A 14,948-nucleotide genomic window follows, 5' to 3' on the forward strand; every position below is an offset into this window, starting at 1 on the left:
ACCAGCACATCGCGCTCGCGGTAGAATACTGCTGTGAGCGCACTCGTGTATCTCGGAATGCACCTGCTGACCTGGCTTTTTTTCATCGGACTGGCCGGCTCGGCAATTGTCGTTATCATCAGCTTTATAGAAGACTTGCGACAAATCGCCGGGGAATAAAGCCCACCACACGCTTCCTCATTGACTGCCGTTCAAACTAGACATAAACTCAGCGCTGAGCGTCCTTGCCGGGGGCAGTACTTTGCCCGGTGGTGAGAAGCAAGGTTTTCACCTTCATCCATGTCAGTCGGTCAAACGTTTAACGCTCCGCAATCGAACCGGGTGAGGCTGGTAGTTGCCTCCTCGGTCATGCTCACCTTCATATCCTTCTGGCGTGCGGCAGCCGTCGTTCTCAATGATTTGGGCTCCTCAGCTTTCTACGCAGGCGGCATTGCGGAAGAGGCGGTAGGCAAGGCCGCGCCCTGGTTCATCCTCGGCGTCATGGTGTTCGCCTTCGGCGTGCGCGCGGTGTATGTGGAAAGCTGCTCGATGTTCACCCGCGGCGGCGTATACCGCGTGGTGAAGGAGGCTCTGGGCGGCACATTTGCCAAACTGAGCGTATCGGCCCTGATGTTTGACTACATCCTTACAGGACCAATTTCGGGTGTGTCTGCAGGGCAATACATCACGGGCCTGTTGAATGAGTTGACGACCGTCGGCGCGGCTCACGGATGGCTGCCGGTTGCCCTTATCAACGCAGGTCATGCGCGCCAATTGCCGATGGATGCAACATCGGCGGTTTTTTGCATCGTGGTAACCATCTACTATTGGTGGCAGAACACCAAGGGCATTGAGGAATCGACCGACAAGGCTCTGGAAGTAATGAAAATTACCACCGTGATGGTGGTGCTGTTGCTGAGCTGGGGCATCTTCTCCGCCATTCATGTCAGGGCCGCGCTGCCGCCTCTTCCGATTCCTTCAAACCTGCACTTCTCGCATGATGCGCTCGGCTTTCTCGCCGGGACCAAGTTTGCGACCACTCTCGGACTCTTCGGCATCATCATGGCATTCGGCCACTCTGTGCTCGCCATGAGCGGCGAGGAGACGCTGGCACAGGTCAATCGCGAGATCGAGCACCCTAAGCTCAAAAACCTGAAGCGCGCAGCGATCGTCATCGCCATTTACAGCTTCGTATTCACCGGAATCGTCTCGCTGCTGGCGGTAATGCTGATTCCGGATTCGGTGCGTGTGCCCATATATCGCGACAACCTGATCGCAGGTCTAGCGATGTATGTCGTCGGACCGCTCACGCTGAAGATTATCTTCCGTGTCTTTGTCGTTATCGTCGGCTTCCTGATTCTCTCCGGGGCGATCAATACCTCCATCATCGGTTCGACCGGCGTGCTGATGCGCATTGCCGAAGACGGCGTTCTCACCGACTGGTTTCGCAAGCCGCACAAGAAATTCGGCACCAGCTATCGCATCGTCAACCTGGTCACGGCCCTGCAGCTTTTCACCATCATCGCCAGCCGCGGCAACGTCATTACCCTGGGCGAGGCTTATGCCTTCGGCGTGATCTGGAGTTTCACCTTTAACTCGCTGGCCATGCTGGTGCTGCGCTGGAAATACAAAGGCGAACGCGGATGGAAGGTGCCAATCAACATCTGCATCGGCAAAACCGAGCTTCCCATCGGCTTGTTTTCGGTATTCATCGTTCTGCTCTGCACGGCGGTCGTCAACTTATTTACCAAGAGCGTGGCCACGGAAAGCGGTATACTCTTTGCTGCTTCCTTCTACACGATTTTCACCGTTTCCGAAGCGCGCAACAAACGCAAGCATGCTGCGGCGGCGAAGCAGATGAAGGAGCATTTCCAGCTTGAGCAACCGGAGACCATCGGACGCGAGGCGCTGGAACTCCGTCCCGGCAGCATCCTGGTTACAATACGCGATGCTGCGAACCCATTCGCGCTAAAGTGGGCCCTTTCACGCACGAATACCGATGACCAGGACATTGTCGTGCTGACGGCCCGCATGATGGGCGCTGGCGGCCCAGCATATATCAGCGCATCCGAACAGCTCTTCAGCGAGCATGAGCAGATGCTTTTTACCAAAGCTGTGTCAGTAGCAGAGAGCTTTGGCAAACATATCTCATTGCTGGTTGTTCCCGCAGGCGATATCTTCGCGGCCCTGGTGCAGACGGCGAACTCACTTGAAGTTACGGCGCTGGTTTCCGGACTATCTACAAAGATGACCGCGCAGGAGCAGGCCTATCATGTGGGTCAGGCATGGGAGAACCTGCCGGAGCCAAAACGGCAATTTACCTTCTATGTCGTCATGCCGAATGGCGATGCGCAGGGCTTTCACATCGGACCCCATGCTCCTACGCTGCAGGCCGATGACGTACAGCTTGTGCACAGATTGTGGCTTAACTTCCGACGAGATCCTGAGATGCAAGGGTTGCATCATAGCGACATTGTCACCTATGCCCTTACGCGTCTCGCCATTGAGTATGCGCGTGACAAGCAGGAAACTTTGCGCGATATCCGTCGTTACCGCAAAGATGGAAGCAAAGGCGACACGCTGGATTCGCCTCTTGCACCCAGGCCAGGCAAGGGCCTGGACTATTCGATTCCTGCTCCCAGGCCATCTTCCGAACCATCCGACCATGACGCATAAACTGCTCTCTTAGAGACAGTGAACACGACTTAGCCTTCTTTTCTGCACCTCTTTTGACCAGCACATTTGTCAATTACTGATTTGTTCCCGTAGAGTAGGAAAGAGTTAGACGCGCTCTTGCTTTATGCCATTGTTGTTTTCGTACCAGTGCATGCAGCATGTTGGAAAAGTAGCGCACGCAATTGCTCCTGATACTTTGCTTCTCCTAACGCAACATAAAAATTAACTGTGATGTCCAAACGGAGGGAATAGTGGAAGTCAGCAAAATAATAGCTGAGTTGGACAATGAGATTTCACGCCTGAAACAGGCGCGCGCGCTGTTGGCTGGAACATCTTCTTCGCGCACCAGTTCGAGCAGCAGGAAAGTCGTAGTTAAGCGGCGCAAGCGGACGATGACCGCAGAAGGCCGCCGCCGCATTGCTGAAGCCATGAAGAAGCGCTGGGCGGAACGCAAAAAGCAACAGGCTGCCAAGAAATAATTACTTTACAGTTAGGGCAGCTTCAGAACCTTGCAGCTGCCTGCCTTCATCTCAGGCTTTCGCCCGGCGAAATTGCCTTCACTTCAATGCCGCTTCCATCCAGTAATTGCGATAACTCTTCGGGAGTTCCCGTAAGCACGGGAAATGTCCCATAGTGGATCGGCAGCACACTCTTGACTCCCAGATACTTCGCCGCTATCACTGCGCCCTTCGGTCCCATCGTGTAATGGTCGCCAATAGGCAGCATGGCGAGCTGCGGATGATAAAGGTCGCGAATAAGCTGCATGTCAAGGAAGGCGCATGTGTCGCCTGCGTGATACAGCACAGGTCCGTTCTGGATGGTGACAACAAATCCGATTGGCTCGCCCCCATAAACAGTCTGATTTCCATCGCTGATTCCAGAACTGTGTCTTGCCTCAACCATGCTGACAGTCACATCGTCGTGTTTCCACGAGCCACCCAGGTTCATGCCAATTGCGTTCTTCACACCCTTAGATTGCGCCCACCCGATAAGTTCAACCATGCCGACGACAGTGGAGTCGTGCTTCTTTGCTACCTCTAAGAGGTCAGCAATATGGTCGCCGTGACCATGCGTTGCTAGAATCAGGTCAATCTTTGCCGGAAGCTTGTAATTCTTGGGGAATTTCGGGTTCTGTTCGATAAATGGGTCAATGAGTATCGACGTCCCCTTCGCCGTCGCAATGTGGACTGTGGCATGTCCCAGCCAGGTAACAATCGTGCCCTGCAAATCAGCCATATATGCTCCTTTTTTACCTTAGGATGCGCCTAAAACTCGGTTAAATCATTGATTTTTCTGCCAAGAATTTCCACTCTTGACGGCCACTCAGCCCGGGAGTAGCGTAATTGGATGGGCGAATAAAAAGCGAATATATCCAGCTCATTGTCACTATTCGGGGAAGACGGACGGCAGCCCAGATTAGTCGGAATTGCGCGTCTCGCCAGCCATGCGGAGGTTGCCGATACCGGCCATTTGACAGAGTACCGCGCGATTCAGGTGCGGTCGATCCTCAACACGTCGGTATCGAAACGCGCACTTCCCTTCGGAAAAACCATCAACCCATACAGGGGTTGCGAGTTCGGGTGCCGCTACTGCTTTGCGCGCTACACACACGAGTTCATGGAACTGCGCGACCCGCAGCTTTTCGAGCGCCTCATTTTCGTCAAGCAAAACGCCGCATGGCTGCTGCGGCAGGAACTTCGCAAGCTCCGCCCCGGCGAAGAAATCGCGATGGGCACAGCTACCGATCCCTACCAGCCGGTTGAGCGCCGCATGCGCGTCACGCGAAGTCTTCTGGAAGTAATGGCGGAGTGTCGCGGACTGAAACTCGGCATCGTGACTAAGTCCACGCTTATCCTGCGCGATCTCGATTTACTCAAGAAATTCGCCGCGCATAACCAGCTTGCACTGCACCTTAGCATCACTACGCCTGATGCGAAGCTGGCGCGCATTCTTGAGCCGCGAGCGCCGCGTCCTGATTTGCGCTTCAAGACTGTCGCGGCTTTGCGTGAGGAGGGCTTGCGCGCTGGCGTGCTCTGCTGCCCCATCATGCCAGGCATTAACGACACACCTGCCGCATTCGATGCCATAGCGAGACGTGCCAAAGCCGCGCAGGCCAGTTTTCTCGCCGCGAATCCCTTGTTCCTTAAGCCCTGCTCCAAAGGAACGTTTTTGGCCTTTGTGCATGAAAATTTCCCCGCTCTCGAAGCTGCCTATGAAAAGCGCTATGCCGAGAATGCCTTCACCTCAAAGGCATATCATAAGCGCATCGCCGACATGCTGGCAGCGGCCGTAAGAAAATATGGACTGGGAAACCGGCGTGGAGAACTTCAGCCGGTTCGCAAGATGGATCCATCGGATGCAAGCCCGGTGCAACAGTCGTTATGGCCGGAGCAGGCAAAGCTCCCTCAGCCAGTCCAGGCTGAAGAACTCAGGCGAAGATTTAGCGCGTGATGATGATTTCGTAAAGATTGTCTTTGGCCAGGAAGAAGCGGGAGCTGCTGAAGGCTTTAAATAGCTGCTCGATTTTGCGGTTGGTATAGACCCGCTGGATGGGATGCGGTGCGCTTTCCTGCATCTCAATATCTTCGGTTTCTGTCAAATGGTACCGGCAAAAGACTGTCTCAGGGCCAGTCTGTTTGGTGTGAAATAACGCGAGAATCCGTCCGCCGGGAAGCACTGAGTGATAGAGTCGCTCAACCAAAGGTTCAATCAACCCTTCAGGGATGTAGTCGAGGGTCGTCCACAACAGCACAACATCGAACTCGCGCCGATTGAAATTCAGGTTCTGCTCGAAAAAGCCGTCAACGTCAAATCGTGGCTGACCGCCCGGTTCTGCAGGAGATAATATCCATTCGCTCTTCAGCGCTTCGTCGACAACATCAGCCATCCACACGCTATGACCCAAGCTGGTGAGGTAATTAATGTTCGACGGCGAAGTAGGGCCAATGTCGAGCACACGCAAAGATTGCTCCGCCTTCAGATGCTTCTGTAAGGCGGACCAGCCGCTTGAATGTCGCGGCAGTCGCGGTCCGGAGAGGAGAGTGGGCTTGTGACCGTGATCTTCGCTCTGGCCGCGGCTGAATATGCTTCGCAGCACGCTCATTCCATACCTTTGAGCAATTTCATTACCAGTAATCGTATCAGTGGTCCCGTGCCGGACTCAGTTTGCTGCGCCAAAGAGCGCTCCAGGCTTTTCAGTAGTGGTTTGCTGCGACGTAGAAGCGGTGTGCTTTTCCGTCGAACCCGATGCCTGTACTAAGTCTACCTTGCCACAAAAGACGGCGTTCTCCTCAATCGCTAGACGGGCCGCCTTAAGGTCACCTGTAACACGGCAGCCGACGCGCATTTCAACACGTCCCGACGCATTGATATTGCCGTTTAACGTGCCAAGAATCACCACGTCACGCGCCGCCACATTGGCCTGTACACGCGCATTGGAGCCGATCGTAAGCCTACTGTCGGTGAGCGTGATTGTGCCCTCGACAAGACCATCCACAAGAAGATCTTCACTTCCCTTGACTTCACCGCGAATCTGGACGGATTTTCCGATCGTGGCAGTTGCGCTGTCGCCTGCAGCCATGTAATTTTCTCCTGACTATTGAAAACCTGGGACGTTGCCACGAATATACGCAACGAAGAACTACCCTGCAACTACGCGAAGACGCTAAAGCTGTCCCGGCCGGTTCAAAAATAGAACCGAAGTGCTTGATTCAGGAAAACTTCGCTGCGAAACTGAGCGTCTAACTGTTCAGCGTGTTGGAAGATGCGCAGAAATGCTGTCACGATAAAGAATGTACGATGGAAAACAGGCCATGAGGAATGAAAGCGCGGTTCTTTGGCCTTCCCGGTTGCTGGAACGTGTTTCAAAATGTTGCTCGGCAGAAGCCTTGGGCTTTAGGCCAGTAACCCAATGCCCTACATCGGAAGGCTCCTATCCCAGTTCATCTATATCGATATCGATGGATTGGCCTTTGAAACATGTTTTAAGCTTCTCCCTGGTTGCTATTGTCCTATTGCTCCTTGCTAATGCGGCATTTGGTCAGAATGATAACGACGTGGCCCGCGATCCGGTTGCGCTGGTGCGCCGCGCCTCCCAGAACGAACTGAAAGCCTCGAATGGTAATCATCCCTATCGCTATGTCTTGCACAAGATCGACGACAACAAGATCACAACTAAAGAGATTATCGAAACCAAAGACGGAGATGTCGCACGCCTCATTGCAGTAAACGACAAGCCTCTCGCCTCCGATGCACAGCAGACCGAGATCAATCGCCTCAATAATCTTGCCGCGCACCCTGAACTGCAGGCCCACCGCCATAAGAGGGAGCAGGAGGACAGTAATCGCGCTAATGAAATGATTCGCCTGCTACCTGACGCTTTTCTTTACAAATTTGAAGGCATGGTGGATGGCCCGAATGGCCCATGCTATCGTCTCAGTTTCCATCCCAATCCTAACTTCGATCCGCCCGACCGCGAAGCCCAGGTGTACGCGGGCATGGCCGGCGAGTTGTGGATCGACAAGGCGCAGGAGCGCATGGTCAGGCTTGACGCGCATCTCATCGCGGACGTCGAATTCGGCTGGGGAATCCTGGGACGTCTATACAAAGGTGGCAGCATCCTCGTAGAACAAGCCGACGTAGGCGAACATCACTGGGAGACCACACACATGAAGCTGAGCCTCACCGGAAAAGCACTGCTGATCAAGTCCATCAGCTTCCAGACGACAGAGGATGCCTTACGCTTCGAGCCAGTCCCCCCCGAGATGGGCTATCAGAACGCCATCAAGATGCTGCTGAACAGCACTGCCACCAATGCGCAGTTGCGAGAGGGCATTGTGCAATCCGCGAAGTAGGCTTATATACTTTCACCGCAAGTTTGGCGATTATGAGAGCTGTCCGATCAATAGCAGCCGAAATGAATATTCCGCACCAAACGCCGGCTATTTCGCAATTGATGAATCGAAAGATCAAGGCGTACACACGGGATCAGCAAGCCTGTCTCATTGAGAGCTATCGTTATTTGACACAATCACTTGAGGTTATTGGAGCAGCGTCTGATTCAAAGACCAGCGTCTTATTTGCACGCGAAAGGACATTTCATGAACATGAATCGCGTAAATAATTTTGTCCATTATTGCGCCAGAGCCAGCCACACCGTTGGCATCATACCAACCTGCCAATGGATATTCGGCACCGTGCAATACAACCTAAATTTTTCGTCGCCAAGATTTGTGCGGGTGTGGCCGAGATTTCTCGACCATCCAGTAAAACTGCGCGCACGCACAAGCGATCCTTTTGTCTTCCGTCAGATCATGATTGAAAACGAGTATGCTCCGCTTGGCGACTTGAAAATATCGTCGATTCTAGACCTTGGAGCGAACATTGGACTCTCGAGTGCATGGTTTCTCAATCGGTTTCCGAATGTGCGGGTATTTGCCGTAGAAGCGGATGCGGACAACTACACCGTCTGTAGTGAGAACTTGGCCCCTTATCGTGAAAGGGCCCAAGTAGTACGAGGCGCCGCGTGGTCCAGACACGCCACTCTCGTGCTGCGTTGGAAAAGCTGTGCTGCCAATATCCACGTTCATGAACGTGGAACAGAAGATGTAAACGAAGTTTGCGTGGAAGCCTGGGACATCGCGAATCTAATCAGATTAAGCGGTTTCGAGCGTGTCGATCTTGTAAAAATAGATGTCGAGGGAGTTGAGCTGGAGATCTTTCGCTCTAACATTGATAACTGGTTACCGTTCGTGAGGAATCTCTGTATTGAGCTGCATAGCCAGGCTTGCCGCGATACTTTTTTCGCTGCACTGTCATCTTATGAGTACCAGCATCTAAAATCGGGAGAATTGGATATCTGCATGAATTTGCGGCCGAAAAATGATCCGCAAGGAGCGGTCCACCTCGCCAACTAACATGTCCGCCAAGAATCGTTCTCATCCCTTTACCCGATATAAGATCGGATTGCTTAGAGCTTAGGCAAAGTTGTTATCTTTCCGCGAAATCATTATCAAAGTCATCCATCTGCGAGTCATCGAATGAAGTTGGATCAGTGTCGGGCTGATAGCTGGCCGCTTCAAGACCTGCATGAGCTCGAGGCGATCATCGTATGCCGCTTCGTGTTCGCGATGTTCGGTGAAGCCGCCTTGCGCTGCGGACCGTCATAGCAGTTATTGATAATCGCTTCCTCAACTGTAGACACGCCAAAACGCATATGAACACACAACAGTGGCGAATTTTCCCGCCACTTTGTAATACAAATTGCATGCTGTTTTCGTTCCGCCGTTCAGATAGAGGGTCAGGCGAAGGCCAAGGCGCGAATCTCCTCTTTGCGAACAGTAAGCTGTTTGATCAAGTCCTCACGCACCCCGAAGCCTCGTCCTATGCTCTGCGGTACAGTGATTTCGCCTTTTGAAGAGACCGTCACTTCCGGCTCGATGATGTCTTCCTTCCAGTAGCGCTTTGAAGCCGATACGTCCCCGGGCAGCAAGAAATTTTCAAGTGACGAAAGCGCAATGTTGTGCGAGCGACCGATGCCTGTCTCGAGCATTCCCCCGCACCATACTGGAATACCGCGCTCCTCTGCCGCGTTGTGCACTGCTATGGCCTCGCTGAAGCCGCCGACGCGCCCGTTCTTAATGTTTATGATGCGGCACGACTCCATCTCAATCGCCGCCAGCGCATCTCGCCTGTTACGGATCGACTCATCAAGGCATATGGCCGTGTCAAGCCGCTTCTGCAGCAGAGAGTGGAAGTAGAAATCGTCAGACCAGAGCGGTTGCTCGATCATCAGCAGATCGAAATCATCGAAACTGACAAGATGCTCAATGTCGTTCATCCGGTAAGCGGAATTCGCGTCGCAGCTCAATGTGATGTTGGGCCAGCGTGTGCGCACAGCCTCAAACATCTTCACGTCCCAGCCGGGCTTGCATTTAAGCTTGATACGTTGGTAGCCCGCCGCCAACTCTTTCTCAATCTCTGAAAGCTGCTTTTCCATAGTTGACTGGATGCCGATTGAGACCCCGCACGGAATGACCTCGCGTATGCCGCCAAGCAGCTCGGCCAGTGGAATCCCGCGCATCTGCGCCTCAAGATCCCAGATCGCGTTTTCAAGCGCCGCCTTGGCCATGCGATGCCCGCGCACCTGGCGAAAGATGCCCGGGCACTTGCCGCCATGCTCCGGATCAGCGCTGGCAAGCGCAGGTGCAAGCTCCTGTGCCGTGACCAGCCACGCGGTGTCGATGGTTTCATCGCTGAAGTAGGGATGCTCGCCAGCCACGCACTCACCCCAGCCAATAAAACCTTCGGCTTTTATTTCAACCAGCATGATGCGGCGGTCAGTGGTGGTCCCGAAGCTGGTCTGGAAGGGCTGCACCAGCGGCATACGGATTTCGCGAAGAACGATTGCGTCAATTTTCATACGTCAGTCTCTCGGCTCCTGCCACTGTCCAAGTCCGAATATTCCGTTGCCTTCGTCGTCTGTCCTGAAGTCGATCACAGCCAGCCCGCGCGCAAATGCGTTCTCAAACCGTAGACGATTCGCCTCCTGAACAGCAAACGCGCGCTGCTGATCTTCTTCCGATGACTTCCACTTGCTGATTTGATGCGGGACTGTAATCGTCTCTTGAATCGAGTTCGTCTGTTTGACTTCAGAATTGCCTGCCAGAATTGCCTCGACGTCCCCCGACCGCATCCACCACTCGGCATGCAGACGGTCTGTAGGCAGCCCTCCTTGCAGTCGAGATGAGGATACACCATAAAAGTTCGGGGTATAGCGCCGAACGATCGCCCCCAGCCTGTGGATATTCAGGAAAGAATTCTTTATTTCCAACGGATCAAAGGTCCATTCCATCAGCCGGAAACCCCTGGTGATGGCATCGTCCCGCTGGGCCAGCTTCAATCTGCGCCCAATTCCGGAATTGCGGTAATCCGGCCGCACGGCCAGCATGTGCGAATGCAGATATGGCTCTGGGTGCCCCATGTCTCGCAGAGACATGGGATTTCTCACCGCCGGAAGCGCCATAGCAAACCCGACCAGATTCTCTGGAGTGTCTCTCCTGCCATCGGTTACGTCGAACGCTCCTAGCACCTGGCCGCCAATTTTCTGCGTCACCGTAAAGACGCGACGCGGGATCACGTCGCCATCCGAATAGCCCCACACGTCAATCTGCACCTGCACGCAGGCATCTAGTTCCTCAAACCCTTTACATGTACGAATCAGGACCGTGCGTTCTTGCGGAGTAACAAATGTCGCGCTCATCTCGTCCTGCGCTCCTGATCTTTGGCCTCTTCCCACAATTTTTCCAGCGACGCAGGCGGCAGTGATTCCAGCGGCTCCTTGCTGGCCTCTTCCATAGAGGCGAATCGGCGGCGAAACTTCGCATTCGTCTCGCGTAAGGCAAATTCTGGATCGACATGCAGATGACGCGCCAGATTCACCGCAGTAAACAGCAGGTCGCCCACTTCCGATGCTACCGCGGCGGCATCAGGCTTTTCGCCTAATTCCGCCTTAAGCTCTCCGATCTCCTCGTGCAGCTTATCGAAAAGGCCGCTCACATCCGGCCAGTCGAACCCAGCTTTTGCTGCTTTTGACCCAATCTTGGTTGCTTCAGCCAACGCCGGAAGTGCTCGCGGAACAGCGCCTAAACGCCCTTTGCTTTCTTCATGCTTTACTTGAGCACTTTTCTCTAGCTGCTTAATCTGATCCCAATTACGGAGAACTTGCTCTGCATCAATCCCATTCGTCTCCAGCCCTTCAGCGATATTACCTGCGGCCGCAGCCGCCTCGTCCCCAAAAACATGCGGATGACGCCGGATAAGCTTCCGGTTGAGCTCGGAAATTACATCTAAGATGGTGAAATCGCCCGCCTCTGCCGCCATCTCAGAGTAAAAAAGCACCTGCAAGAGCATATCGCCCAACTCTTCTTTCAGGCTGGTCCAGTCACGGCGCTCAATGGCGTCGAAAACCTCATAGGTCTCCTCCAGCGTATATTTGCGGATCGAATCAAAGGTCTGCTCGCGGTCCCAGGGACATCCACCCGGCGCGCGCAGACGCGCCATAATGGCAGCGGCTTCTGCAAACTGACTGCCTGCATCCTGATCTGTGGGCATGCCTTTACTCTAACCGATTCGTTTGTCTCGTTCGCTTATCCCGGAAACCAAAGCTCTTTCATCCGGAAAAGTGCGAACAGGATGAGAGAATTCCCTATCCATGATTTTTAAGGAGACCCATCCGTATGAAGATAAACTACCTGCAGACGGCAGTATGCGCTCTCTCGTTCGGACTCCTGACAGTCCTGACTTCAGGTGCCGCCCACGCACAGGCCGTGGGCTTTACCAAAGGTATGCCTTTCAGCGACGCCTACGTCGCCGGTAACACACTCTACGTGGCTGGCCAGCAGGGCCCCGATGATAACGGCAAGGTCACTGGAACCGACATCACGTTCCAGACCACTCGCGCCATTGCCGCCATCGAAAAAGTTGTAAAGCAGGCAGGTTTTCAGATGGCTGACATTGTCTCAGTCACTGTCTACGTCGCCGATCTGGCCGATGTGCCGGCAATGAACAAGACCTACATCAAGCTCATGCCCGACCCCAAGCCAGCCCGCGCCACCGTCAAAGTAGCCGGTCTCATCGGCGATGCCAAGATCGAAATCTCCGCCATCGCGGTAAAACACTAGAACGATTCAAAGGAACGTCATTCTGAGCGGAGAGAAGAATCCCAGTGATATCGAGCAATGCTGAGATTCTTCTTGCCTCTCAGCTTTCCCTCAGCGCCTCCACTGGATTGAGCTTCGTGGCCCGCCGCGCCGGCAAATAGCTGGCGAGCAACGCAACGACGAGAAAAATCAGTGGGGCCAGTACAAATGTCGTCACATCGCGCGCCCCAACGTCATACAGCAGTCCCGCCATCAACCGCGTCATCAGAAGTGCCGCAATCAGGCCCACAGCAATGCCGGCGACCGCCAGCAGCAGCCCCTGCCGAACCACCAGTCGAAGGATGTCACCGTGCTCCGCCCCTAGAGCCAGACGAATCGCCATCTCGTGCCGCCGCTGCGCCACCGAGTACGCCAGCACCCCGTAAATTCCGATGATCGCCAGCGCCAGCGCGGCCACTGAAAACACGCCCAGCAAGAGCATGGTGAAGCGCGGTTGTGCGCGCGAGCCGTCCATTAGTTCCTCAATCGTTTGAACGCCTGTCACTGGCTGATCGGGGTCGACAGCCGAAATCTGGCCGCGCACTGCGGACGTCATACTTTTGGGCGGTACAGTGGTGCGCACCAGTAGATTCATATTGCCCCAGGCCAACTGCGGAAACGGAATGTAGACCTGGGGCCGCGTTTCGTCCGCCAGGCCGTTGTTCCTGATGTCTCCGGCAACTCCAACCACTTCCGCTCCCTGCGGCCAGCGGCCGATGATGACGTGCTTCCCTAGCGGATTTTGGTTGGGCCAGAAGCGGCGTGCAAATGCCTCATTCACGATAACGACCTTTGGTGCCTGCTCATTGTCAGCCACAGCAAAGAATCGGCCATTGCGAAGAGGAACACGCATTACGGCAAACCACTGCGGACTGACGGCTTCAATATCAAGGAATGGCCGCTGGCCCAGTGGCATGTTTGGCTGACCCTCGGGCAGCATAGGTGTGATTCGTTTCGCGCTCAAAGGCAGGGCCGCAGAGATTGCCGCATTGCGTACTCCCGGCAGTGCGGCAACACGGCGAAGGACTTCATCGAAGAAGGCTATCTGCTGCTCCGGCTTCGAGTACTTCACCGTCGGCAGCGAAACATTCATGGTGAGCACATTGCGCACATCGAAGCCGGGATTGGTGTCCAGCAATCGCGCGAAACTGCGCAACAGAAGTCCTGCACCAATGAGGAGCACCAACGAGAGCGCCACCTGGCCCACAACCAAAAGACTTCGCAACTGCGTCCGCTCGCGAACCGCCGACGTGCTCGCGCCTTCCTCCCGCAACGTCGTATTCAGGTCTGCCTGTGCAAGTTGCAGCGCAGGCACAATCCCGAAACCCAGTCCGGTAAGCAGCGACACTCCAATGGCAAAAAGGAGCACTCGCACATCCATCGTAATCGGGATGCCTTGTGGCAACTGACTGGCGGATAGTGCTACCAGTGCCCGCGTCGCGCCCCAGCCCGCTCCTACTCCGAGCACGCCCGCAACGAGCGAGAGCAATACGCTTTCGGTCAGCAATTGCCGGACGATCACTCCCCGGCTTGCCCCCAGGGCCGTTCGCATTGCAATCTCGTGTTTGCGGGTCAGAGCGCGCGAAAGCAGCAGGCTCGCTACATTCGCGCAGGCTATCAGCAGCACCAGGGCAACTGCGCTTGACAACATCAGCACCCGTCCGCGCAAATCCGCAATGACCAGATCACGCAATGGGCTGGCGGTCATCTCCACGCTTGCATCTGCGTCCGGCGCTTCTGGATTCTGCTGCCGGTACTGCTGGTTCAGCACTGCCAGTTCAGATTGCGCCTGCGCAAGCGTAATTCCAGGCCGCAAACGCGCCAGAAAACTGAGATAGCCCACACCCAGGCTCAGCCTCTGCATGCTCATCAGCGTGAGTTCAAAATAGCGGGGCGTCCAGATGTCCGCCTGACCGACGAACGGAAACTTCGCATCGGCGGGAAGTATGCCGACCACCGTATGCGGCACCGTATCCAGCGCCACCGTCTGGCCGACGATGTTGGGATCACCGCCAAAGCGGCTGCGCCAGATCGCGTCGCTCAAGATCACGACATGCGTGCCGTCAGGCCTGCCCTCCGCTTCGCTGAACAAGCGCCCTAGTTGCGGTCGCACGCCAAGCATAGGGAAAAAGCTAGGCGTTACGCGCGCCACCGATACTTGCAACGGTTCCCCGTGGCCGGTTAGATCGAAGGTATCGTTCGTCCACGCAGCAACAGCCTGAAAAGACTTGTTCCGGTCACGCACCAACTCATAGCGCAGGAGCGTGCCACCGTAGTCCGTGATCTTTTCCTTTACGCTAAGACTCACCAGTTGCTGCGGTTCGTGATACGGAAACGGCCGCAGTAGCAGCGCGCTCGCCACCGTGAACATCGCCGTGTTCGCCCCAATTCCCAATGCCAGAATGATGATCGCCGCCACGGCGAATCCAGGATTCTTACGCAGAATGCGAGTGCTGAAATGGACGTCGCGAAGCAATGAAGCCATGATGCTGAGATTATAGGTCTCAAAAATCAGCCTTTTTTCAGCAAAGCATTTAGGGTCTGCCAACAATATTAATTAGGGCGACAGCGATGAGCGCCAATTTTTACGAGTTC

At 54.8% G+C, this 14,948-nt stretch carries 14 protein-coding genes; 7 read left to right on the top strand and 7 right to left on the bottom strand.

Features of this window, described 5'->3' with window-relative positions:
• Positions 1-33: 33 nt before the first annotated feature.
• From VEV40_RS01070 to VEV40_RS01080, 3 genes are all read left to right on the top strand, one after another.
• The gene (locus tag VEV40_RS01070) at positions 34-159 is read left to right on the top strand and encodes a hypothetical protein (protein WP_324829520.1); all 126 of its coding nucleotides are present in this window, start codon (positions 34-36) and stop codon (positions 157-159) included.
• Positions 160-279: 120 nt separating this feature from the next.
• Positions 280-2,655: an APC family permease gene (locus tag VEV40_RS01075; protein ID WP_324829521.1), complete on the top strand. Its 2,376-nt coding sequence runs from the start codon at positions 280-282 to the stop codon at positions 2,653-2,655.
• Between the two features lie 251 nt (positions 2,656-2,906).
• On the top strand, positions 2,907-3,134 hold the full coding sequence (locus VEV40_RS01080; protein ID WP_324829522.1) for a hypothetical protein: 228 nt from the start codon (positions 2,907-2,909) through the stop codon (positions 3,132-3,134).
• 46 nt (positions 3,135-3,180) lie between these two features.
• Here the strand turns inward: VEV40_RS01080 and VEV40_RS01085 are convergent, their stop codons facing one another.
• Positions 3,181-3,891, bottom strand: a complete 711-nt coding sequence (locus VEV40_RS01085) for a metal-dependent hydrolase (protein ID WP_324829523.1) — start codon at positions 3,889-3,891, stop codon at positions 3,181-3,183.
• A 144-nt stretch (positions 3,892-4,035) separates the two neighbouring features.
• Here VEV40_RS01085 and VEV40_RS01090 point away from each other — a divergent pair, with 144 nt between their 5' ends.
• A complete protein-coding gene (locus VEV40_RS01090) occupies positions 4,036-5,106 on the top strand; it encodes an SPL family radical SAM protein (protein ID WP_324829524.1) in 1,071 nt (356 codons plus the stop codon).
• Here VEV40_RS01090 and VEV40_RS01095 read toward each other — a convergent pair.
• Positions 5,096-5,758: a methyltransferase domain-containing protein gene (locus tag VEV40_RS01095; RefSeq protein ID WP_324829525.1), complete on the bottom strand. Its 663-nt coding sequence runs from the start codon at positions 5,756-5,758 to the stop codon at positions 5,096-5,098. The two genes, VEV40_RS01090 and VEV40_RS01095, sit on opposite strands and share 11 nt — an antisense overlap.
• A 57-nt stretch (positions 5,759-5,815) precedes the next feature.
• Positions 5,816-6,235, bottom strand: a complete 420-nt coding sequence (locus VEV40_RS01100; RefSeq protein ID WP_324829526.1) for a polymer-forming cytoskeletal protein — start codon at positions 6,233-6,235, stop codon at positions 5,816-5,818.
• Positions 6,236-6,626: 391 nt separating this feature from the next.
• Between VEV40_RS01100 and VEV40_RS01105 the strand changes: the two genes are divergently transcribed.
• Both VEV40_RS01105 and VEV40_RS01110 read left to right on the top strand, forming a co-directional pair.
• Entirely contained in the window at positions 6,627-7,508 is an 882-nt protein-coding gene (locus tag VEV40_RS01105; RefSeq protein WP_324829527.1) for a hypothetical protein, read from the top strand.
• 246 nt (positions 7,509-7,754) lie between these two features.
• The gene (locus tag VEV40_RS01110; RefSeq protein WP_324829528.1) at positions 7,755-8,570 is read left to right on the top strand and encodes an FkbM family methyltransferase; all 816 of its coding nucleotides are present in this window, start codon (positions 7,755-7,757) and stop codon (positions 8,568-8,570) included.
• A gap of 383 nt (positions 8,571-8,953) precedes the next feature.
• Here VEV40_RS01110 and menC read toward each other — a convergent pair whose 3' ends face one another.
• The 3 genes from menC to mazG are packed head-to-tail and all read right to left on the bottom strand — an operon-like array spanning position 8,954 to position 11,766.
• Positions 8,954-10,075, bottom strand: a complete 1,122-nt coding sequence (gene menC / locus VEV40_RS01115) for an o-succinylbenzoate synthase (protein ID WP_324829529.1) — start codon at positions 10,073-10,075, stop codon at positions 8,954-8,956.
• Positions 10,076-10,078: 3 nt separating this feature from the next.
• Positions 10,079-10,915, bottom strand: coding sequence for a GNAT family N-acetyltransferase (locus VEV40_RS01120; protein ID WP_324829530.1), 837 nt, complete (start codon positions 10,913-10,915; stop codon positions 10,079-10,081).
• On the bottom strand, positions 10,912-11,766 hold the full coding sequence (gene mazG / locus VEV40_RS01125; protein WP_324829531.1) for a nucleoside triphosphate pyrophosphohydrolase: 855 nt from the start codon (positions 11,764-11,766) through the stop codon (positions 10,912-10,914). The genes VEV40_RS01120 and mazG overlap by 4 nt, the downstream gene beginning before the upstream one ends.
• Positions 11,767-11,891: 125 nt before the next feature.
• On the opposite strand from mazG, the gene VEV40_RS01130 reads away from it, so the two are divergent.
• Positions 11,892-12,335, top strand: coding sequence for a RidA family protein (locus VEV40_RS01130; RefSeq protein WP_324829532.1), 444 nt, complete (start codon positions 11,892-11,894; stop codon positions 12,333-12,335).
• Between the two features lie 79 nt (positions 12,336-12,414).
• Here VEV40_RS01130 and VEV40_RS01135 read toward each other — a convergent pair whose 3' ends face one another.
• Positions 12,415-14,838, bottom strand: coding sequence for an ABC transporter permease (locus VEV40_RS01135; protein ID WP_324829533.1), 2,424 nt, complete (start codon positions 14,836-14,838; stop codon positions 12,415-12,417).
• Between the last annotated feature and the right edge of the window lie 110 nt (positions 14,839-14,948).

Source organism: Alloacidobacterium sp. (assembly GCF_035631355.1).
Taxonomy (GTDB): domain Bacteria; phylum Acidobacteriota; class Terriglobia; order Terriglobales; family Acidobacteriaceae; genus Alloacidobacterium.

Excerpts from the sequence above, each read along its gene's own strand:
- VEV40_RS01135 (WP_324829533.1), bottom strand. The coding sequence starts at position 14,838 with ATGGCTTCATTGCTTCGCGACGTCCATTTCAGCACTCGCATTCTGCGT.
- VEV40_RS01085 (WP_324829523.1), bottom strand. The coding sequence starts at position 3,891 with ATGGCTGATTTGCAGGGCACGATTGTTACCTGGCTGGGACATGCCACA.
- VEV40_RS01075 (WP_324829521.1), top strand. The coding sequence starts at position 280 with ATGTCAGTCGGTCAAACGTTTAACGCTCCGCAATCGAACCGGGTGAGG.
- mazG (WP_324829531.1), bottom strand. The coding sequence starts at position 11,766 with ATGCCCACAGATCAGGATGCAGGCAGTCAGTTTGCAGAAGCCGCTGCC.
- VEV40_RS01120 (WP_324829530.1), bottom strand. The coding sequence starts at position 10,915 with ATGAGCGCGACATTTGTTACTCCGCAAGAACGCACGGTCCTGATTCGT.
- VEV40_RS01095 (WP_324829525.1), bottom strand. The coding sequence starts at position 5,758 with ATGAGCGTGCTGCGAAGCATATTCAGCCGCGGCCAGAGCGAAGATCAC.
- VEV40_RS01100 (WP_324829526.1), bottom strand. The coding sequence starts at position 6,235 with ATGGCTGCAGGCGACAGCGCAACTGCCACGATCGGAAAATCCGTCCAG.
- VEV40_RS01110 (WP_324829528.1), top strand. The coding sequence starts at position 7,755 with ATGAACATGAATCGCGTAAATAATTTTGTCCATTATTGCGCCAGAGCC.
- menC (WP_324829529.1), bottom strand. The coding sequence starts at position 10,075 with ATGAAAATTGACGCAATCGTTCTTCGCGAAATCCGTATGCCGCTGGTG.
- VEV40_RS01130 (WP_324829532.1), top strand. The coding sequence starts at position 11,892 with ATGAAGATAAACTACCTGCAGACGGCAGTATGCGCTCTCTCGTTCGGA.